16 protein-coding genes and 3 pseudogenes are annotated in these 19,904 nt (G+C 71.1%); 11 read left to right on the top strand and 8 right to left on the bottom strand.

Going from position 1 to position 19,904, the window contains the following annotated elements:
• Positions 1 to 47 precede the first annotated feature (47 nt).
• Together hflX and Vse01_RS22585 are read left to right on the top strand one after the other, a co-directional pair.
• Entirely contained in the window at positions 48 to 1,496 is a 1,449-nt protein-coding gene (gene hflX, locus Vse01_RS22590; RefSeq protein WP_093410254.1) for a GTPase HflX, read from the top strand.
• Between the two features lie 64 nt (positions 1,497 to 1,560).
• Complete coding sequence (locus Vse01_RS22585) at positions 1,561 to 3,255, top strand: beta-propeller fold lactonase family protein (RefSeq protein WP_093410256.1); 1,695 nt, start codon at positions 1,561 to 1,563, stop codon at positions 3,253 to 3,255.
• A gap of 47 nt (positions 3,256 to 3,302) precedes the next feature.
• Here Vse01_RS22585 and lexA read toward each other — a convergent pair whose 3' ends face one another.
• Entirely contained in the window at positions 3,303 to 4,085 is a 783-nt protein-coding gene (gene lexA, locus Vse01_RS22580) for a transcriptional repressor LexA (protein WP_093410259.1), read from the bottom strand.
• Positions 4,086 to 4,639: 554 nt separating this feature from the next.
• Between lexA and nrdR the strand changes: the two genes are divergently transcribed.
• From nrdR to Vse01_RS22555, 5 genes and pseudogenes are all read left to right on the top strand, one after another.
• Entirely contained in the window at positions 4,640 to 5,128 is a 489-nt protein-coding gene (gene nrdR / locus Vse01_RS22575) for a transcriptional regulator NrdR (RefSeq protein WP_093410262.1), read from the top strand.
• Positions 5,129 to 5,194: 66 nt separating this feature from the next.
• A pseudogene (locus Vse01_RS29730) lies at positions 5,195 to 5,662 on the top strand (vitamin B12-dependent ribonucleotide reductase); the annotation flags it as partial.
• Positions 5,663 to 6,544, top strand: a pseudogene (locus Vse01_RS29725) (LAGLIDADG family homing endonuclease); the annotation flags it as partial.
• 177 nt (positions 6,545 to 6,721) lie between these two features.
• Positions 6,722 to 9,148 (top strand): annotated as a pseudogene (locus Vse01_RS29720) (vitamin B12-dependent ribonucleotide reductase); the annotation flags it as partial.
• 476 nt (positions 9,149 to 9,624) lie between these two features.
• Positions 9,625 to 10,575 carry a DUF2332 domain-containing protein gene (locus Vse01_RS22555; RefSeq protein ID WP_093410425.1) on the top strand — a complete coding sequence of 317 codons (951 nt, stop codon included), beginning with the start codon at positions 9,625 to 9,627 and terminating at the stop codon, positions 10,573 to 10,575.
• Here Vse01_RS22555 and Vse01_RS22550 read toward each other — a convergent pair.
• Positions 10,572 to 11,771 carry an RNA polymerase sigma factor gene (locus Vse01_RS22550; RefSeq protein WP_198413259.1) on the bottom strand — a complete coding sequence of 400 codons (1,200 nt, stop codon included), beginning with the start codon at positions 11,769 to 11,771 and terminating at the stop codon, positions 10,572 to 10,574. The genes Vse01_RS22555 and Vse01_RS22550 overlap by 4 nt on opposite strands.
• 86 nt (positions 11,772 to 11,857) lie before the next feature.
• Complete coding sequence (locus tag Vse01_RS22545) at positions 11,858 to 12,199, bottom strand: YciI family protein (protein WP_093410269.1); 342 nt, start codon at positions 12,197 to 12,199, stop codon at positions 11,858 to 11,860.
• A 43-nt stretch (positions 12,200 to 12,242) separates the two neighbouring features.
• On the opposite strand from Vse01_RS22545, the gene Vse01_RS22540 reads away from it, so the two are divergent.
• A complete protein-coding gene (locus Vse01_RS22540; protein ID WP_093410272.1) occupies positions 12,243 to 12,482 on the top strand; it encodes a C1orf53 family protein in 240 nt (79 codons plus the stop codon).
• Between the two features lie 15 nt (positions 12,483 to 12,497).
• Here the strand turns inward: Vse01_RS22540 and Vse01_RS22535 are convergent, their stop codons facing one another.
• Positions 12,498 to 13,187 carry an iron-dependent transcriptional repressor DtxR gene (locus Vse01_RS22535; RefSeq protein ID WP_093410274.1) on the bottom strand — a complete coding sequence of 230 codons (690 nt, stop codon included), beginning with the start codon at positions 13,185 to 13,187 and terminating at the stop codon, positions 12,498 to 12,500.
• A gap of 98 nt (positions 13,188 to 13,285) precedes the next feature.
• Between Vse01_RS22535 and Vse01_RS22530 the strand changes: the two genes are divergently transcribed.
• The 3 genes from Vse01_RS22530 (at position 13,286) to Vse01_RS22520 (ending at position 18,021) form a co-directional block, all read left to right on the top strand.
• The gene (locus Vse01_RS22530) at positions 13,286 to 14,149 is read left to right on the top strand and encodes a sulfurtransferase (RefSeq protein ID WP_093410277.1); all 864 of its coding nucleotides are present in this window, start codon (positions 13,286 to 13,288) and stop codon (positions 14,147 to 14,149) included.
• A gap of 103 nt (positions 14,150 to 14,252) precedes the next feature.
• The gene (locus tag Vse01_RS22525; RefSeq protein WP_093410279.1) at positions 14,253 to 15,434 is read left to right on the top strand and encodes an acetoin utilization protein AcuC; all 1,182 of its coding nucleotides are present in this window, start codon (positions 14,253 to 14,255) and stop codon (positions 15,432 to 15,434) included.
• Positions 15,435 to 15,462: 28 nt separating this feature from the next.
• Positions 15,463 to 18,021 (top strand): bifunctional acetate--CoA ligase family protein/GNAT family N-acetyltransferase, encoded by a 2,559-nt coding sequence (locus Vse01_RS22520; protein ID WP_093410282.1) that lies wholly within the window; start codon positions 15,463 to 15,465, stop codon positions 18,019 to 18,021.
• A 12-nt stretch (positions 18,022 to 18,033) separates the two neighbouring features.
• On the opposite strand, the gene Vse01_RS22515 is transcribed toward Vse01_RS22520, so the two are convergent.
• The 4 genes from Vse01_RS22515 to Vse01_RS22500 all read right to left on the bottom strand — a co-directional run.
• On the bottom strand, positions 18,034 to 18,441 hold the full coding sequence (locus Vse01_RS22515) for a VOC family protein (protein ID WP_093410284.1): 408 nt from the start codon (positions 18,439 to 18,441) through the stop codon (positions 18,034 to 18,036).
• Positions 18,438 to 18,929, bottom strand: coding sequence for an SRPBCC family protein (locus Vse01_RS22510; protein ID WP_093410286.1), 492 nt, complete (start codon positions 18,927 to 18,929; stop codon positions 18,438 to 18,440). The genes Vse01_RS22515 and Vse01_RS22510 overlap by 4 nt, the downstream gene beginning before the upstream one ends.
• Positions 18,926 to 19,297, bottom strand: coding sequence for an ArsR/SmtB family transcription factor (locus Vse01_RS22505; RefSeq protein ID WP_093410288.1), 372 nt, complete (start codon positions 19,295 to 19,297; stop codon positions 18,926 to 18,928). Before Vse01_RS22505 ends, Vse01_RS22510 begins: the two co-directional genes overlap by 4 nt.
• A 120-nt stretch (positions 19,298 to 19,417) precedes the next feature.
• The coding region (locus Vse01_RS22500; protein ID WP_204019261.1) for a sigma-70 family RNA polymerase sigma factor at positions 19,418 to 19,904 on the bottom strand (487 nt) is incomplete at its 5' end.

Below are 19,904 nucleotides of genomic sequence, written 5' to 3'. Positions count from 1 at the left end.
ATGTCAGGATTACTCGGTACGTGCACAGAACGGACAGGAGAGATCGCTTGCGAGACCAGGAGACCTACGTTTCCATCCCCGACGACGAGCTCGACGCCACCACCGGCGAGTACGAGCTTTCCGAACGGCAGGCGCTACGACGGGTCCCCGGTCTCTCCACCGAGCTGACCGACGTCACCGAGGTCGAGTACCGACAGCTCCGGCTGGAGCGGGTGGTTCTGGTCGGCGTCTGGACCGAGGGCACCCAGGCCGACGCGGAGAACTCCCTCACCGAACTGGCCGCGCTGGCGGAGACCGCCGGCTCGCAGGTGCTCGAAGGGCTCATCCAGCGACGCAACCGTCCCGACCCGGCGACCTACATCGGTCGCGGCAAGGTCGACGACCTCGGTTCGGTGGTGCTCTCCGCCGGCGCCGACACGGTGATCTGCGACGGTGAGCTGTCCCCGTCCCAACTGCGTAACCTGGAGCAGCGCACCAAGGTCAAGGTGGTCGACCGCACCGCGCTGATCCTCGACATCTTCGCTCAGCACGCCAAGAGCAAGGAAGGCCGGGCGCAGGTCGAGCTGGCCCAACTGGAATACCTCCTGCCTCGGCTGCGTGGCTGGGGTGAGACGTTGTCCCGGCAGACCGGTGGGTCGGGCCGGGGCGGCGGTGCCGGCGGCGGCGTCGGCGTCCGCGGCCCCGGTGAGACCAAGCTGGAGACCGACCGACGGCGCATCCGCCACCGCATCGCCCGGCTCCGCCGGGAGATCAAGGCCATGCGGACGGTACGCGAGACCAAGCGCGCCCGCCGCACCCGCAACGCGGTGCCCGCGGTGGCGATCGCCGGCTACACCAACGCCGGAAAGTCCAGCCTGCTGAATCGCCTGACCGGGGCGGGCGTGCTGGTGGAGGACGCCCTGTTCGCCACGCTCGATCCGACCACCCGCCGGTCCACCACGTCCGACGGACGGGTCTACACCCTGAGCGACACCGTGGGCTTCGTCCGGCACCTGCCGCACCAGATCGTCGAGGCGTTCCGGTCGACGCTGGAGGAGGTCGCCGAGGCGGATCTGGTGGTGCACGTGGTCGACGGTGCCCACCCCGACCCGGAGGAGCAGGTCCGGGCCGTCCGCGAGGTGCTCGGCGAGGTCGGTGCCGATCGGTTGCCCGAGCTGCTGGTGGTCAACAAGATCGACGCGGCCGACGAGGAGACCCTGCTCCGACTCAAGCGGCTCTGGCCCGAGGCGGTCTTCGTCTCCGCGCATCGCGGTCGCGGCATCGACGGACTGCGCGAGGCGATCGAGCGGCGGCTGCCCCGCCCGGCGGTCGAGATGCGCGTGGTGCTGCCGTACGACCGGGGTGACCTGGTGGCCCGGCTGCACCGGCAGGGCGAGGTGCTCAGCACCGCCCACCTGCCCGAAGGGACGATGCTGCACGTACGGGTCAACGAGGCACTCGCGGCCGAGTTGGTGCCGTACGCCGACACGGCGCAGGCGGCCGGTATCACGCGGTAATTGTCGGTGGTGGCCGCACTGCCGCGTCACCCGACGGAAACCTGCGGCATGCGACACTTCTTTCATGCTCCGCACTGTTTCCTCCGTCACGGTTGCCCTCGGCCTGGTCGGGGCCACCGTGGCGGTCGCCGGTGCCGCGCTCGCCGCGCCCGGCCCGACACCCGCCAAGGCAGCATCTCCCGTGCTGGCGGCCCCCCCGGCCGCCGTGGTGGGGCCGCCGGTCACGGCGGCGGGCAAGAAGCAGTGCTCGGTCACCGACTCCCGGCTGCGTGAGCTGTCCGGCCTGGTGGCGACGAAGAACGGCTACGTCGTCATCAACGACAGCACCGAGCAGAACGACCGCAAGCAGGTCTTCTATCTCAACAAGGACTGCCAGGTCGTTCGCGAGGTCCCCTACTCCGGCGCAGGTCCTTTCGACACCGAGGATCTCGCCGTCTCACCGGACGGCAAGACGCTGTGGATCGCCGACACCGGCGACAACGTGACAAGCCGCGACCGCCGTGAGCGGGTGGCGGTCTGGAGCATGCCGATCGGCGGTGGCAGCCAACCGAAGCTGCATCGGCTGTCGTACCCGGACGGCAAGCCGCGCGATGCCGAGGCGCTGCTGATCGGCGACGACAAGCTGCCCCTGATCATCACCAAGGTCACCGCCGGCAAGGCCGAGATCTTCACCCCGGATGGGCCGCTCAAGACCGGTGACACCCAGCCCGTCCCGATGAAGAAGCTCGGCGACATCGAACTGCCGAGGACGGACACCGAGAATCCGCTGAGCACCTTCGGACGAGTCGCGATCACCGGCGCGGCCCGCTCCCTGGACGGCTCGCGGGTGGTCCTGCGCACCTACGCCGACGCCTTCGAGTACGACGTCTCCAACGGCGACATTGTCGCCGCCCTCACCACGGCCACCCCCCGGGTCACCGCCCTCGCCGACCCCTTCGGCGAGGCGATCGCCTACTCGACCGACGGGAAGACCTTCCTGACCGTCTCCGACGCCGGCCACCTGGAGGAGGACGACCCCGTCAACATCCTCAGCTACACCCCGTCCAAAGAGGGGCCGAAGGCCCTGGCGGATGATCCCGACGCGGCGCAGAAGTCCGGGCAGTCGTTCCTCGACGGGCTGACCCCGACCGACATCATGTACCTGATCGCCGCGGTCGGCGTGCTCGGAGCCCTGCTGGTCGGCGCGGGCATCTTCGGAATCCTGCGCGCCCGCAAGCGCCCGGCGCCAGCCGGCAGGAACCGCGACGGCGACGACGACGCCGCGAAGCGTAAGGGCGACGGTTTCGGCCCCGCCCAGGACCGGGGCCGTGGCGGAGTGTACGGCGGGGCAGCGGCCGGTGGCGTCTACGGGGGCTCGCCGGCTGGCGAGCGGCCCGGCGGTGGCGCGCGCCCGGGCGGCGTCTACGGCGGCGGTGGCCGACCGGCCGCCGGCAACGGTGCTCGGCCGGGGCAGGGCGGCGGAGGCGTCTACGGCGGCGGCCGGCCCGGCGGTGAAGGTGCTCCGGTCTACGGCGGGAGGCCGGGAGGCGGTCGAGCGTCCGGCGGTGGCGGACGCCCCGGCGGCGGTGTCTACGGAGGCGGTGGCGCACGCGGCGGCGGACAGCCCGGCGGGGGAGGGCGCGCGGAACCACCCCGGCGTGGTGGCCCGGCTGAGCCGGACTACCGGGGACGACGCTCCGGGCGCTACCGGGAGGACGACAACGGGCCGTACGGGCAGGTGCGCGGCGGCAACTACGGCTACCGGGGCGACCGGTACTGACCTGACCGGTACCGGCATCGGGCCGGTACCGGTCGTGGATCGTCGAGTCAGATGCGGCGTAGCACCGCGACCACCCGGCCCATGATGGTGGCGTCGTCGCCGGGGATCGGGTCGAAGGCCGGATTTTGCGGCATCAGCCAGACGTGACCGTCACGTCGGCGGTAGGTCTTCACCGTCGCCTCGCCGTCCAGCATGGCGGCGACGATCTCGCCGGAGTCCGCGGTCGGCTGCTGGCGGACGACCACCCAGTCGCCGTCGCAGATCGCCGCGTCGAGCATCGAGTCGCCCTTGACCTGGAGCATGAAGACCTCACCTTCGCCGACCAGCTCGCGCGGCAGCGGGAATACGTCCTCCATCGACTGCTCGGCGAGGATCGGCCCACCGGCGGCGATGCGGCCGAGCATCGGAACATAGGCCGGGGTGGGCCGCTGGGAGCGGGTCAGCTCGTCGTCGACGTCGTTCGGGGAGCGGACGTCGACCGCCCGGGGCCGGTTGGGGTCGCGGCGGAGGAAACCCTTCTTCTCCAGCTCCTTGAGCTGGTAGGCGACGCTGGACGGGGAGACCAGCCCGACCGCCTCACCGATCTCGCGCACGCTCGGCGGGTAGCCGTGACGCTCCACCCAGGTGCGGATGAAATCCAGGATGCGTCGCTGCCGGGCGGTCAGGTCGACCGTCGCCGGGTCGGGAAAGCTGCTGACCACCGGCGTCACCGGACGCACGGCCGGCTGGCCGGAGCGGGCACGGGCGACACTCCGGCGTCGGGCGGCCGGGGGGCCCGCCTCGACGCTCTGCTGCGGGCTCTGTGGCCGGTTGGCCCGGTCCTCGGTCACGTCCGTCCTCCCTGGTCGGCGCTGAGTGCCTCGGCGGCTCGTGGTGCGCACGGTGATCTAATGACCGGTGGGTCGACCATGGTCACCTCCGGTTGTTCATGACCGTATAGGTGAGATCGGTCTTTTTCAAACATCTGTACGACCTTCCACTGCGTGTCGATGCGGAAAATCAGCACGGCCGTGGCTCCGTACTGATAAATAGTACGGGTGTTCGAGTGGGTGTGAATTGTCGATGCTCGCGAAGGGCTGGCGGTAACCGGCGTGGCCCAGTCCGCGTTGGGTTCTCCGGTTGCGGAGAGCGGGTGGTGCGGGTGGGGTTTCGGGTGACGCGCCGGACACGCCGACCAACTTGACCCCGGATCGTCGGCGGCATACGGTCGACCCCTAGATGTAGTAGTCACATGGGCGTAAGTTGCCTACAGGTTGGGTTCGACTACCGACCGCACTCCCGTACCGCCGAGCCGGCGACCATCCTGCGGGGATGGCTCCGGCTTACCGAGGCGTGCCCGGAGGGCGGGGCGGTCGGGCCCGTGGTCGATCGAGGAGGTCGGGCGATGCGGTGTCCGTACTGCCGGCACGCCGACTCCCGGGTGGTCGACTCGCGCGAGGCCGACGACGGCCAGCTGATCCGGCGGCGGCGATCCTGCCCCGAGTGCGGCAAGCGGTTCACCACCGTCGAGGAGGCGGTGCTCGCCGTGGTCAAGCGCAGCGGCGTGACCGAGCCGTTCAGCCGGACGAAGATCATCGGCGGGGTGCGCAAGGCGTGTCAGGGCCGGCCGGTCGACGAGGACTCGATCGCGCTGCTGGCGCAGCGGGTCGAGGAGACCGTCCGGGCCAAGGGGGCAGCCGAGATCCCCAGCCACGACGTGGGGCTGGCCATCCTGGGCCCGCTGCGGGACCTGGACGAGGTCGCCTACCTGCGGTTCGCCAGCGTCTACCGGTCGTTCGACTCGCTCGCCGACTTCGAGCGGGAGATCGAGACGCTACGGGCCGCCGCGCGTGCCCGAGAGGCTGCCGGCGCCGAGCCGGCCAGCGCGCAGTGATTTTTCAGCAGTAGCAGTGACAGTCGGATCGCGCGGCGGACCCGTGCGGACGAGGGGGCGGATGAGATGCCGGGGGACGGTGTGACAACAAGCAGGTCACGAAGCAAGGCAGGCGCGGGGCTCAAGGTCGAGCGGGTCTGGACGACCCCCGGGGTGCACCCGTACGACGAGGTCACCTGGGAGCGCCGCGACGTCGTGATGACGAACTGGCGGGACGGCTCGATCAACTTCGAGCAGCGGGGGGTGGAGTACCCGGAGAGTTGGAGCGTCAACGCGGCCAACATCGTGACCACCAAGTACTTCCGGGGCGCGGTGGGGACCCCGGAACGCGAGTGGTCGCTCAAGCAGTTGATCGACCGGGTGGTCACCACCTACCGCACCGCAGGTGAGGAGTACGGCTACTTCGCCTCCCCGGCCGACGCCGAGGTCTTCGCGCACGAGCTGACCTGGATGCTGCTGCACCAGGTGTTCAGCTTCAACTCCCCGGTCTGGTTCAACGTCGGCACCCCCTCGCCTCAGCAGGTCAGCGCCTGCCTGCCGTACGACTCGCTGGTCAGCACCCCCGGCGGGCTGGTGCCGATCGGCAAGCTTGTCGAAGAGGGTGCCGTCGGCGCCAAGGTCTACGACGGCACCGGCCTCACCAGCATCGTCGCCGTCAAGGCGAACGGGGTGCGCGACGTCCTCCGACTGCACACCAAGGCGGGCTACACGCTCGATGTCACGCCGGACCACGTGGTGTGGAAGAGCACGGGCAGCGGCACCGGTGAATGGGTCGAGGCCGGCACCCTCAACCCGGGCGACAAGCTCGAATGGCACCGCACCTACGCCTACGGCGAAAGTGAACTGGAGCTGCGCGAGGTCCGCGAGGCCGCGTTGGCCGGCTGGTTGCAGTCGGACGGCTTCGTCGGCCAGTACGCCGAGGGCACCAACCGGTCGCTGACGATCGAGGCGATGACCGTCAACGACGACGAACTGGACTGGGTCACCACCACCCTCGACGAGGTGTTCCCTGGCGCGCACCGCAAGGAGCGCTCGGTGACCACCCAGGACCAGAACCTCGACTGCCGGCGTATCCGCCTCTACGGCGAGCACCTTCGCCCGTTTGTGGAGAGGTGGGACCTGCTGACCCGGGGTACCGACATGCGGGTGCCGCAGCGGCTGTTCACCGCGCCGTTGCCGGTCGTCGCCGGGTACCTGCGCAGCATCTTTCAGGCCGAGGGCTACGTCTCGGCGCGCGAGCGGTCCACGCTCGTCGCGGCGGACATGATCTCGGAGGAGCTGATCCGGGGCGTGCAGAGCCTGTTGCTGCGCTTCGGGATCTTCTCCCGGGTGTCGTTCAAGGCCGATTCGCGTCCGGATCGCAAGGGCGTGTGGACGGTCCGCATCCAGAACGACGGCGACCGGGACCTTTTCGCCACCCACATCGGGTTCGTCGGCGCGGAGAAGATGGCCAAGCTCGAAGCGGGCTTCGCCAAGCCGGGCCGGCCCGCTGCGGAGGTCAAGCGGCTGGAGATCGACCGGATCGAGCCGATCGGGTCGATGGAGGTCTACGACATCCAGACCGAGAGCGGCGAGTTCCTGGCCGGCAACCTGCGGGTGCACAACTGCTTCATCCTCGCCGTCGACGACTCGATGGATTCGATCCTCGACTGGTACAAGGAGGAAGGACTCATCTTCAAGGGTGGCTCCGGTTCCGGGGTCAACCTGTCCCGGATCCGCTCCTCCCGGGAGCTGCTCTCCTCCGGCGGCACCGCCTCCGGTCCGGTCAGCTTCATGCGCGGCGCCGACGCCAGCGCCGGCACCATCAAGTCCGGTGGCGCCACCCGACGCGCGGCCAAGATGGTCATCCTTGACGTCGACCACCCCGACATCGAGGAGTTCGTGGTCACCAAGGCGCGCGAGGAAGACAAGATCCGGGCGCTGCGTGACGCCGGGTTCGACATGGACCTCGGCGGCTCCGACATCGTCAGCGTGCAGTACCAGAACGCCAACAACTCGGTCCGGGTCTCCGACGAGTTCATGTCGGCGGTGGAGAACAGCGGCACCTTCGACCTGCGCGGCCGGCTCGACGGCGCGGTGATCGACACCATCGACGCCAAGAACCTGTTCCGCACCATCTCCCAGGCCGCCTGGGAGTGCGCCGACCCGGGCCTCCAGTACGACGACACCATCAACGACTGGCACACCTGCCCGGAGACCGGCCGGATCACCGCGTCGAACCCGTGCTCGGAGTACCTGCACCTGGACAACTCCTCGTGCAACCTGGCCTCGCTGAACCTCATGAAGTTCCTCCGCGCCGACGGCGGCTTCGAGGTGGAGAAGTTCGTCAGGTCGGTCGAGCTGGTCATCACCGCGATGGACATCTCAATCTGCTTCGCCGACTTCCCGACCCAGAAGATCGGCGAGACCACCCGGGCGTACCGGCAGCTCGGCATCGGCTACGCCAACCTGGGCGCCCTGCTGATGGCCTCCGGCCTGCCGTACGACTCGGACCAGGGGCGTTCGCTCTCCGCTGCGATCACGTCGCTGATGACCGGCACGGCGTACCGCCGCTCGGCCGAACTGGCCGGCATCGTCGGCGCGTACGACGGCTACGCCCGCAACGCGGAGCCGCACAAGCGGGTGATGCGCAAGCACGCCGCGGCCAACGACGAGATCAAGCCGTCCGGCACGGTGGCCACCGCACTGGTCCGCGAGGCCACCAGGCAGTGGACGCTCGGCAACAAGATCGGTGACAAGAACGGCTGGCGCAACTCCCAGGCCAGCGTGCTCGCGCCGACCGGCACCATCGGCCTGATGATGGACTGCGACACCACCGGAGTGGAACCGGACCTGGCGCTTGTCAAGTTCAAGAAGCTGGTCGGCGGCGGCTCGATGCAGATCGTCAACCAGACCGTGCCGCGCGCCCTGCGCTCGCTCGGGTACCCGGAGGAGCAGGTCGAGGCGATCGTCGAGCACATCGCCGACCAGGGTCACGTGGTGGACGCCCCCGGCCTCAAGCCGGAGCACTACCCGGTCTTCGACTGCGCGATGGGCGAGCGCTCCATCGCGCCGATGGGCCACGTGCGGATGATGGCGGCGGTTCAGCCGTTCATCTCCGGCGCCATCTCCAAGACGGTCAACATGCCGGAGCAGGCCACCGTCGAGGACGTCGAAAAGATCTACTTCGAGGGCTGGAAGCTCGGCCTGAAGGCGCTGGCGATCTACCGGGACAACTGCAAGGTCGGCCAGCCGCTGTCGGCGGCGAAGAAGAAGGCCGCCGAGCCGGAGGCGACCTCCACCACTGTCGAGCCGGTGGTGGAGAAGGTCGTCGAGTACCGCCCGGTGCGCAAGCGGCTGCCGAAGAAGCGCCCGTCGGAGACCATCTCCTTCTCCGTGGGCGGGGCCGAGGGCTACCTCACCGCCTCGTCGTACCCGGACGACGGCCTCGGCGAGGTCTTCCTCAAGATGTCGAAGCAGGGCTCCACCCTGGCCGGGGTGATGGACGCCTTCTCGGTGGCCATCTCCATCGGCCTGCAGTACGGCGTGCCGCTGGAGACGTTCGTCAGCAAGTTCACGAACATGCGTTTCGAGCCGGCCGGTATGACCGACGACCCGGACGTGCGGATGGCCGCCTCGGTGATGGACTACATCTTCCGTCGCCTGGCGTTGGACTTCCTGCCCTACGAGCGCCGCGCCGAACTGGGCATCTTTACCGCCAAGGAGCGGGCCGCCCAGCTCGCCGCCGAGGCCGAGGCCGAGGCGAGCGGCGCGGACCTGACCGCGATGGCCGCCTCCGCCCCGGTGGAGGCCAAGCCGGAGGAGCCGAAGGCCGGAACGGTCGCCCAGCCAGCCCAGGAACTCGCCGACGTCGCCGCGGTCAAGCCGGCACCGCCGGTCGGTTCCAGCACCGAGCTGCTGGAGGCCGTGATCGGCAAGGCCGCCGACGCGCCGCTCTGCTTCACCTGCGGTACGAAGATGCGCCCGGCCGGTAGCTGCTACGTCTGCGAGGGCTGCGGCTCCACAAGCGGCTGCAGCTGACCGAGTACGCAACGAGCCCCGGGCGGTGGATTGCCCGGGGCTCGTTCGTCTCTTGCGATCTTGGACTGAAACCGCCGTTCCAGGGGCACTTCCGTACCAAGATTGGCTGCACCGGCGCGAAGCCGGCTTGTTCGGCGTACTGCATGACGTAGGTCTTCACGCAGCCGGTGACGGCGGTCAGCGCCCGGGAGAGCCGGACCTGCCAGGTGCCGAGGCCCGCCGCCTCCGTGTCGGTCAGTTCGGCAATCGACGTGACGTGCCGGCGGGGTACGAGCACCAGCCAGCCGGGTAGCCGGCTGTCGAACGCGTGCACCACCCGCCAGTGCTCGTCGACGTCGACGCGTTCCCGCGGCGGCAGTGCGTCGAACCGCTCCTCACTGCGACACACATAGCAGTCCATCCCGCGACCGTATCGGCAGCACTTCGCGATATACGTCACCGCTTACCGGTACGGCTTTGTTGCGATGATCGACCACATGAGGATCGCTCAGCGCTACGTCTGGTTCGCCGAACGCGAGGCGCGCGGGGTTTCTCCCTCGTACGAGCGGCTGGCCCACGCGGTGTCCCGCGACGAGGAACTGCTCAGCCTGCTCGGCACCCTGCCGGAGGCCAAGCAGCAGCCTAACCTCCTCTTCGGCGTGGTACGCCTGCTCGGCGGGCCGGTCGACGCACCGGCCGCGTTCCATGACTACCTGGTGGTCAACTGGTCGACGGTGGAGGCGGAGGTCCGTACCCGGGTCACGCAAACCAACGAGGCCGGTCGCTGCGCCGTACTGCTGCCGTTGCTCGCGGCGCTTCCGCAGCCGGTTGCCTTGCTGGAGGTCGGTGCCTCCGCCGGTCTCTGCCTCTACCCGGACCGGTACGCGTACCGGTACACCGGCAGCGCACCCGGTGGCCACCTGATCGGCACGGAGGAGCCGGTGCTCAACTGCGTGGCCACGAACCTGACGCCGCCGGAGCACCGGCCGGAGGTGGTGTGGCGAGCCGGTCTGGACCTGAATCCGCTCGACGTGACCGATCCTGCTGACCTGGCCTGGCTCGACGCCCTGATCTGGCCGGAGCACGAGCACCGCCGGAACCGGCTGCGGGCGGCGGCGGCCGTCGCAGCCGCCGACCCGCCGCTGCTGGTTCGTGGTGACCTGGTCGACGATCTGCCGGCGCTGGCCGCGCAGGCACCGGCCGATGCCACCCTGGTGGTCTTCCACACCAGCGTGCTCTATCTGGTGCCGACGCCGCGCCGGTCGGCCTTCGCCGAGGAGGTACGCCGTCTGCCCGGCCACTGGATCGCCAACGAGGGGCCGAGCGTGCTGCCGTACGCCGCACTGCCACAGCCACCGAGCGACGCGCACCTCAACGTGCTCGCGCTCGACGGGCAGCCGCTGGCCTGGACGCGCGGACACGGGCAGGAGATCACCTGGTTCGGCTAGCCGTGCCCAGTATCTGTGGGGGCGGTGACCTCGCTGAGACGGGTGCTGAGGAAGTCGCGTTCGGCATCGTTGTCGACCAGATCCAGGGCATTCCGGTACGCCTGCGCCGCCTCGGCGTCGCGGCCGAGCCGGCGCAGCAGGTCGGCCCGGATCGCCGGCAGGTAGTGATAGCCGGCCAGCCGCGGGTCCTGGGCGAGAGCGTCGACCTCGGTGAGCGCCACGGCCGGTCCGTCCACCATCGACACCGCCACCGCCCGGTTCAACGACACCACCGGCGAGGGCCAGCGGTCCAGCAGCATGTCGTAGAGCTTGACGATCTGCGGCCAGTCGGTCGCCGCGTAGCTGGGCGCGAGGGCGTGCAGCGAGGCGATGGCGGCTTGCAGCGCGTACCGGCCGGTGCGTCCGGTGCGGAACGTGTCGAGCACCAGGCGACGCCCCTCAGCGATGGCGTCCCGGTCCCAACCGGAACGGTCCTGATCCTCCAGCCGCAGCAGCCGGCCCTCGGCGTCGGTACGGGTGGCCCGGCGTGCGTCGGTGAGCAGCAGCAGCGCGAGCAGCCCGCGTACCTCCGGCTCGTCGGGTAGCAGGGCCGCCAGCGTCCGGGCCAGGTGCAGCGCGCGGTCGGCCAGGTCGGCGCGGAGCAGCTCGTCGCCGGTGGGCGCGGTGTGTCCGGTGGTGTAGAGCAGGTGTACGACGGCGAGCACCGGGTCGAGCCGTTCGGGTAGTTCGGTGGCCTCGGGAACCCGGTAGGGGATCCGGGCGGCGGCGATCTTCTTCTTGGCGCGGGTGACGCGCGCCGCCATGGTCGGTTCGGGGACCAGGAAGACGCTGGCGATGTCGGCGGTGCTCACGCCGCAGACCAGGCGCAGGGTGAGCGCGACCTGCGCCTCCCGGGCGAGCGCCGGATGGCAGCAGGTGAAGACGAGACGCAGCCGGTCGTCCGGCACGGCCACCTCGTCCGGGACGTCCGGCTCGGCCTCGTTCGGCTCCACAAGCAGCGGCAGTTTCGCGCGGAGCACCTGCCGTCGGCGTAGTACGTCGACTGCCTTCCGGCGGGCCGTCGCGGTGAGCCACGCGCCGGGCCGCTCCGGTACGCCGTCCCGGCCCCAGGTGCCGAGCGCGGCCACGTACGCCTCTTGGACGCTCTCCTCGGCGAGGTCGAAGTCACCGGCGACGCGCGCCGTGGCGGCGAGCACGAAGGTCCACTCGCGGCGGTGCGCGTCCGCGACGGCCCGTTCGACCTCGGCTGCCGTGGCCGGCACGACGGTCCGCTCGCCGTCGCTCACTCGGCGGGCGGCTCGAACAGCGGCCGAACCTCCACCCCGCCGTGAATGGTGGCCGGGTTCAACTTGGCGATCTGCACAGCGGCGTCCAGGTCGGGCGCCTCCAGGACGAAGAACCCGGCGACGACCTCCTTGGCCTCGATGAACGGGCCGTCGGTGACGAGGTCGCCGCGTACCGCGGTGGCGGTGGTGCTCGGTTGCAGGGCGTAGCCCGTCACGATCTGCCCGCCCAGCTCGGCCACCTGCGCGGGATACCGCTCCAGCAGGGCGACGTAGTCGGGGGTGAGGTCCATCGGATCGGCCGGTGCCGGCGAGTAGATCACGACTGCGTACTGGGCCATGAGGTCTCCTTCATCGACTTCGGGAAAACCTAGACTGCCGGTGATGAGCGGAGAACGACGGCCCCTGGCGGCACGGCCACTGACCGAGCCGCATCCTTCGCGGTTGCCGCCCGATCACCCCGGCCGGCAGCACATCCTCACCGCGCACGCCGAAGCCTTGGCCGCGGGCGACGCCGGCTACCTCGACCCGGACACCGGCCTGTTCGTCCTCACGGCCGGATTCCTGGCCCGGCGCGGCACCTGCTGCGGCCGGGGCTGTCGCCACTGCCCGTACGTGAGCTGAGAGACCGCCTTCGGGTCAGGCGGCGGCGACGAAGACCCGGGAGGCGATCTCCCGGGGCAACCGGACGCTCTCGCCGGAGCGGTCGATCGACACGGAATCGCGCTCCTGCGCGACCGTCACCGTGGCACCCGGGTCGACGCCGGCCGCGTGCAGTTGACGGAGCACCTCGGCGTCGGTTTGTACGCTCTCGCAGATTCGGCGTACGACGACAGTGCCGGTCAGGCCGGGGAAGGCCAGGTTTCGCTCGCCGTCGATCGGTTCGGGCTCGGCCTGGCCCGGCGAGCCCAACTCGTCCAGACCCGGGATCGGGTTGCCGTACGGCGACCGGGTCGGCCGGTTGAGCAGGTCGTAGACCCGCTTCTCGACCGCGTCGCTCATCACGTGCTCCCAGCGGCAGGCCTCTTCGTGGGCCTCCTCGTAGGGCATCCCGATCACGTTGACCAGCAGCAGCTCGGCGAGCCGGTGTTTGCGCATCACCGAGACGGCGGCGCTGCGTCCCTGCTCGGTGAGGCTGAGGTGCCGGTCACCTTCGACGGTGAGCAGGCCGTCGCGTTCCATCCGGGCGACGGTCTGACTGACCGTGGGGCCGCTCTGGCGCAGGCGTTCGGCGATCCGGGCGCGCAACGGAGGCACGCCCTCCTCCTCGAGTTCGAGGATCGTACGCAAGTACATTTCGGTCGTATCGACCAGGTCGTGAGACTTCATGGTTTCAGCGGCCCTCCAGCCTTGATGGTACCCTCCCGCGCCCCGGACGTCTGTCGCCGAACCGTAGGGAATGTCACTCATGGTGTTGACTGTGGGCCATGTCCGCTACTGACGATCTTCTGGTCGAGGCCGAGCGGCTCGCCGCCGAACTCGAAGGAACCGACCCGCCGACCCTGCTCGATGTCCGCTGGCGTCTGGCCGGGGCACCCGGACGGGACGACTACCTGGCGGGACACCTGCCGGGCGCCGTCTTCGTCGACCTGGACACCGCGCTGTGCGGCGCTCCCGGCCCGGCCGGGCGGCATCCGCTGCCCGAACCGGTCGCGCTGGAGGCGGCGTTGCGGGCGGCCGGCGTGCGGACCGGTCATCCCGTGGTGGTGTACGACGGTGGCGACGGCATGTCGGCGGCCCGAGCCTGGTGGACGCTGCGCTGGGCGGGGCATCGACCGGTCCGGCTGCTGCACGGCGGCTACCCGGCCTGGACGGCGGCCGGCCTGCCGGTCAGCACCGACCAACCCGCTCCGCGGCCGGGTGACGTGACCGTTCGCCCGGGAGCCCTGCCGGTGCTGGACGCCGCGGCAGCCGCTCGTCTGGCGGCCGGCGACGGTGTCCTGATCGACGTGCGGGCCGCGCCCCGCTACCGGGGCGAGCACGAGCCCATCGATCCGGTCGCCGGCCACATCCCCGGCGCGGTGAATCTGCCCGCCCCCGAGTATGTCGCCGAGGGGCGCTTCCCGGCTGCCGAGGCGCTGCGGGACCGTTTCGTCGCTGCCGGCGTGGCCGCCGAGGCGCCGGTCGGGGCGTACTGCGGATCCGGGGTGACCGCGGCCCAGGCCGTGTTCGCGTTGCATCTGGCCGGCCGCCCGGACGCCGCGCTCTACGTCGGCTCGTGGAGCAACTGGGTCGCCGACCCGGACCGACCGGTGGCCACCGAACCGACGCCTGACCGGTCCGACGCCTGACCGACCGCGTCGGCGACCGGCGGGCGCGGACCGCGGGCAACGTGTGACCGGTCGGCGGCCCGGCTGCCGGGCCGCCGACCGGCCCTCGTGCGACCATGGGCAGATGTCCGACGACACGGTGGTGGTGTGGGACGAGTCGCTGCTCGCCTACGACCTCGGTGACCACCCACTCGATCCGGTGCGGGTGGAGTTGACCATCGCCCTCGCTCGGGAACTGGGCATCCTGGAACGGGCCGGGGTGCGGCTGGTGCCGCCGGTGCCCGCCGACGACGACCTGCTCACCCGGGTGCACGACCCGCGCTACCTCGACGCGGTCCGGATCGCGCCGCGCGACCCGCTCTTCGCCGGGTTCGGTCTGGGCACTTCGGACAATCCCGTCTTCGACGGGATGCACGAGTCCAGCGCGCTTGTCGCCGGGGCGAGCGTGATCGCGGCCGAGGCGGTGTGGCGGGGTACGGCCCGCCGGGCGGTCAACGTCGCCGGTGGCCTGCACCACGCGATGCCTGCTCGCGCCGCCGGCTTCTGTGTCTACAACGACCCGGCGGTGGCCATCGCCCGGCTGCTCGACCTGGGGGCCGAGCGCATCGCGTACGTCGACATCGACGTGCACCACGGCGACGGGGTGCAGCAGATCTTCTGGGACGACCCCCGGGTGCTGACGGTCAGCCTGCACGAGACTCCGCTCGCCCTCTTCCCCGGCACCGGTTTCCCCGACGAGACCGGTGGCCCGAACGCCGCCGGCACCGCGGTCAACATCCCGTTGCCGCCCGGGGTCCAGGACGCCGGTTGGCAGCGTGCCTTCCACGCGGTCGTGCCGTCGGTCCTCCGGGCGTTCCGCCCACAACTTCTGTTCACCCAGTGCGGGGCGGACGCCCATCGCGTCGACCCCCTGGCCGACCTGCACCTGTCCGTCGACGGGCAGCGCGCCACCTACCTGGCGTTGCGGGCGCTCGCCGACGAGTTGTGCGACGGACGCTGGGTGGCCACCGGCGGTGGCGGGTACGCCCTGGTCGAGGTGGTGCCCCGGGCCTGGACGCATCTGCTGGCGGTGGCCACCGGCGCGCCGTTGGATCCGGCGACGCTGACCCCGCCGGCCTGGCGGGAACTGGCCACGGCCCGCCGGCCCGGCCTCGACGTACCGCTGCGGATGACCGACGACGTCGACCCGGGCTACGAGCCGTGGCAGCCCACCGGGGAGCCGAGCCCGGTGGACCGGGCGATCGCGGCGACCCGGAAGGCGGTCTTCCCGCTGCTCGGCCTCGACCCGCACGATCCGCGTGACTGACTGAGCCGGCCGGGGAGGGCCGTCCGAGGTGACCACAGCCGAACACACCGTGGACGTGCTGCTCAGCGACGGCAGCACGGTCCAGTTGCGACCGATCGCGCCGTCCGACGCGCCCGAGATCGTGGCGATGCACTCCCGGTTCTCCGAACGCACCCGCTACCTGCGCTACTTCTCGCCGTACCCGCGGATCCCGGAGCGGGATCTGCGCCGCTTCGTCAACGTCGACCACCGTGACCGGGAGGCGTTCGTGGTCCTGGCCGGCGACCGGATCGTCGCCGTGGGCCGCTACGAACGGCTCGGCCCGGCCTCGCCCGACGCCGAGGTGGCCTTCGTGGTCGAGGACGCCTACCAGGGGCGGGGCATCGGATCGGTGCTGATGGAGCATCTCGCCGACGCCGCCCGCCGGGCCGGGATCGTCAACTTCGTGGCCGAGGTGCTCCCGGCCAACGGGCAGATGCTGCGGGTCTTCGCCGACTTCGGGTACCAGATCCAGCGCCAGTTCGCCGACGGGGTGGTGCACCTCAGTTTTCCGATCGCGCCCACCGAGACGACCCTGGAGGTGCAGCGCGGGCGGGAGCATCGCACCGAGGCGCGGTCCGTCGCCCGGCTGCTCGCCCCACGTGGCGTTGCCGTCTACGGTGCCAGTGCCACCGGTCAGGGTGTGGGGGCCGCGGTGCTCGGGCACCTGCGCGATGGCGGGTTCACCGGGTCGGTGGTGCCGGTGCACCCGAGCGCCGCGCGGGTGGCCGGGCTGCCCGCGTACCCGTCGGCGGCCGGCGCCGGGCTACCGGTCGACCTGGCGGTGGTGGCGGTGCCCCCGGAGGCCGCCGCGTCGGTGGTCGCCGACGCCGCGGCGGCCGGGGCGCACGGCCTGGTCGTGATCTCCGCCGGCTTCGCCGAGGCTGGTGTCGAGGGCGCCGCCGCGCAGCGTGCCCTGGTCCGCGCGGCCCACGCCGCGGGCATGCGGGTGATCGGCCCGAACTGTCTGGGGGTGGCCAACACCGACCCGGGCGTACGCCTCAACGCCACCCTCGCCCCGCGCCTGCCGGTGCCGGGCCGGGTCGGCATCTTCAGCCAGTCCGGTGCGTTCGGTGTGGCGCTGCTGGCGGAGGCGGACCGGCGGGGGCTCGGTCTGTCCAGCTTCGTCTCGGCCGGGAACCGGGCCGATGTCTCCGGTAACGACCTGTTGCAGTACTGGCAGGACGACCCCGGCACCGACGTGATCATGCTGTACCTGGAGACCTTCGGTAACCCGCGCAAGTTCGCCCGGCTGGCCCGGCGTATCGGCCGGGACAAGCCGGTGGTGGCCTTGGCCTCGCCGGCCCGCCCGCCGGGTGTCGGTGACGTCGCCGGCCCGGACGCCACGGCGGTCAGCGCGCTGTTCGCCCAGTCCGGGGTGATCCGGGTGGACACCGTCGGTGAGCTGCTCGACATCGGGGTGCTGCTGGCCAACCAGCCGCTGCCGGCCGGTGACCGGGTCGGCGTGGTCGGTAACTCCTCGGCGCTGACCGGTCTCGCGGCCACCGCCTGCGCAACCCAGGGGCTCACCGTCGCCGACGGCTACCCGCGGGATGTCGGTCCGAGGGCCAGCGCGGCCGAGTTCGCCGAGGCGTTGGCCGGAGCCGCCGCCGACGATGCGGTCGACGCGCTGGTGGCGCTCTTCGCCCCGCCGCTGCCCGGCCAGTTCACCGGCACCGAGGCCGATTTCACCGCTGCCCTGCCGGCGGCGCTCTCCGGTGGCAAGCCGGCGGTGGCCACCTTCCTGGTCGGCCGTGCCCCGGCCGGGATGCCCTCCTACCCGAGCGTGGAGGAGGCGGTCCGGGCGCTGGCCCGGGTCACCGCGTACGCGCAATGGCTGCGTCGGCCGACCGGAACCCTGCCGGAACTGCCCGGCGTCGACCCGGCGGCGGCGCAGGCGGCGCTGCGGGCTGACGACACCGACATGGCGGCGTTGTTGGCCGCGTACGGCATCGACGTGGTCGAGTCGGTGCCGGTCTCGTCGGTCGACGAGGCGGTCGAGGTGGCCACCCGGCTCGGGTTCCCGGTGGCGCTCAAGGCCGCAGCCCCGGGATTGCGGCACCGCCTCGACCTCGGTGCGGTCCGCCTCGACCTGCCGGACGCCGCCACCGTGCGCCGCGCCTGTGCGGAGCTGTCGGCGGCCTTCGGTTCGGACGTCCTGGTGCAGCCGATGGTGCCGCCCGGCGTGGCCTGTGTCGTGGAGTTGGTCGAGGATCCGGCGTTCGGGCCGGTGGTTGGATTCGGGCTGGGTGGGGTCGCCACGGACCTGCTCGGTGATCGGGCGTGGCGAGCCGTGCCGTTGACCGACCGGGACGCGGCCGAGCTGGTCGACGCGCCCCGGGCGGCACCGTTGCTTCGTGGCCATCGGGGAGCCGCGCCGGTCGATCGCGCCGCCCTGGCCGATCTGCTGTTGCGGGTCGGTCGCCTCGCCGACGACCAGCCCCGGGTTCGGGCGCTGACGTTGAACCCGGTGCTGGCCCGGCCCGATGGTCTGTCGGTGCTGCACGCGAACGTCCGGATCGGCTCCGCCGCCGTGCCGCGCCCCGACACCGGCCCCCGTCGATTGTGAGTGGGCGGCCGGTCAGGCTCGGCTGGAGATCTGCTGCACCGCCCAGGCGTTGCCGTCGGGGTCGGTGAAGAAGACGAAGCCGACATTGTCCAGCGGCTCCGGCACCGGACGCGGATTCTCGCCGAGCACCTGGATCTCGCTCACCTCGACGCCGCGTTCGAGTAGTTCGGCGCGGGCCTTGGCGAGGTCCGGTACGACGAGTTGCAGGCCCTTCAGTGATCCCGGTGGCATCTGCGGCACGGCGCCCTTGCCGATGACGATCGAGCAGCCCGACCCGGGTGGGGTCAACTGCACGATGCGTACGTCGTCGCCGATCACGGTGTCGTGGTCGACGGCGAAACCGAGCTGGTCGGCATAGAAGGCCTTGGCCCGGTCCACGTCGGAGACCGGTACGACCACGACTTCCAGCGTCCAGTTCATTGCTGTCCTCCTGTTCTCGTCGCCAGCAGTCCGGCGAGGCGGGTGAAGCTTTCGGTGATCCCACGGACCATCGGGTACCGCAGGGCGACGTCGCGTCCCTCGGGGGTGGCGTAGCGCAGCGTGGTGGTGACGGTGGTCCGCCCGGCGAGCTCGGTGAACGTGTGGCTGACCAGGGTGTCGCCGGGGTACGACTGGTCGTCGAAGCGTTCGGTGCAGACGAGCCGCTGCGGAGCGGTGATCTCCCGATAGACCCCGCGTTGGACCATCCGCTGCCCGTCCGGGCCCTGCGACTCGAACCGCCAGCGCCCGCCGACCCGCAGGTCGACCTCGCAGCCGACCAGCTGCCAGCCGCGTGCGCCGTACCAACGGACGATCAGGTCAGGACGGGTGAAGGCGGCGAACACGAGCCGCGCCGGTGCTTCGAAGACCCGGCTCAGCACGATCTCCCGATCGCCCGGCGTGTCGACCACCAGATGGTCGTCGATCACGATGCCGCACCACCGTCCGGCGTTGCGGCGCCGAGTTGCCCGTCCTCGGCCGAACGCAGCTCGTCGAGCAGGGTGTCGAGGCGCTGGTAGCGCTCGGCCCAGTGCTCGCGGTAGGCGGCGAGCCAGGCGGTGGCCGCACGCAGCGGCGCGGCTTCGAGGCGGCATGGACGTCGTTGGGCGTCTCGTCCCCGGCTGACCAGTCCGGCACGTTCCAGCACGCGCAGGTGTTTGGAGACGGCCGGTTGACTCATCGCGAAGGGTGCGGCGAGTTCGGTGACGGTTGCCTCGCCGTACGCCAGCCGGGCGAGTATGGCACGCCGGGTGGGGTCGGCGAGAGCTGCGAAGGTGGCGTCCAAGTCAGTGAGCACTTCATATAACCTTCCGGTTTGATAACCAGAAGGTTTCTATCGGCTTGGCGTCCGCACGTCAAGGGGGCGCGCACGCATCGGCCCCGGCGAACCGCCGGGGCCGATGGTCGAACGCTCAGCTCAGCAGGCGTACGCCTCCAACCGCTGCGCCCGCTCCGGGGCACGCAGCTTGAGCAGGGTCACCTTCTCGATCTGCCGGATCCGTTCCCGGGAGAGGCCGAACTCCCGGCCCACCTCGTCCAGGGTGCGTTGCCGACCGTCGTCGAGGCCGAACCGCAACCGGATCACGGCCTGCTCCCGCTGCGAGAGCGTGGCCAGCACGATGCTCACCTCGTTGCGCAGTTCGCCAGCGGCGGCGGCGTCGCCGGGCCCAGCGGCCGGATCGACGGCGGCGACGAAGTCACCGAGGGCGCTCTCACCGTCCTCGCCGACAGCCTGGTCCAGACTCACCGGCTCCCGGTCGTACGAGATCAGCTCGATCACCTGGAACTCCGGCACGTCGAGCGCGCGGGCCACCTCGGCGACAGTGGGCTCCCGACCCAGCGACACCGTCAACTCACGCCGGGCGCGGACCATCCGGTTCACCTGCTCGACCATGTGGACCGGG

It is taken from the genome of Micromonospora sediminimaris (genome assembly GCF_016863575.1).
Classification (GTDB): Bacteria; Actinomycetota; Actinomycetes; order Mycobacteriales; family Micromonosporaceae; genus Micromonospora; species Micromonospora sediminimaris.
The sequence above is the reverse complement of the archived record's forward strand: the minus strand, read 5'-3'. Positions and strand labels throughout refer to the sequence as shown.

Excerpts from the sequence above, each read along its gene's own strand:
- Vse01_RS22585 (WP_093410256.1), top strand. The coding sequence starts at position 1,561 with ATGCTCCGCACTGTTTCCTCCGTCACGGTTGCCCTCGGCCTGGTCGGG.
- Vse01_RS22555 (WP_093410425.1), top strand. The coding sequence starts at position 9,625 with ATGAGGATCGCTCAGCGCTACGTCTGGTTCGCCGAACGCGAGGCGCGC.
- Vse01_RS22525 (WP_093410279.1), top strand. The coding sequence starts at position 14,253 with ATGTCCGACGACACGGTGGTGGTGTGGGACGAGTCGCTGCTCGCCTAC.
- Vse01_RS22535 (WP_093410274.1), bottom strand. The coding sequence starts at position 13,187 with ATGAAGTCTCACGACCTGGTCGATACGACCGAAATGTACTTGCGTACG.
- Vse01_RS22515 (WP_093410284.1), bottom strand. The coding sequence starts at position 18,441 with ATGAACTGGACGCTGGAAGTCGTGGTCGTACCGGTCTCCGACGTGGAC.
- Vse01_RS22540 (WP_093410272.1), top strand. The coding sequence starts at position 12,243 with ATGAGCGGAGAACGACGGCCCCTGGCGGCACGGCCACTGACCGAGCCG.
- Vse01_RS22545 (WP_093410269.1), bottom strand. The coding sequence starts at position 12,199 with ATGGCCCAGTACGCAGTCGTGATCTACTCGCCGGCACCGGCCGATCCG.
- Vse01_RS22530 (WP_093410277.1), top strand. The coding sequence starts at position 13,286 with ATGTCCGCTACTGACGATCTTCTGGTCGAGGCCGAGCGGCTCGCCGCC.
- nrdR (WP_093410262.1), top strand. The coding sequence starts at position 4,640 with ATGCGGTGTCCGTACTGCCGGCACGCCGACTCCCGGGTGGTCGACTCG.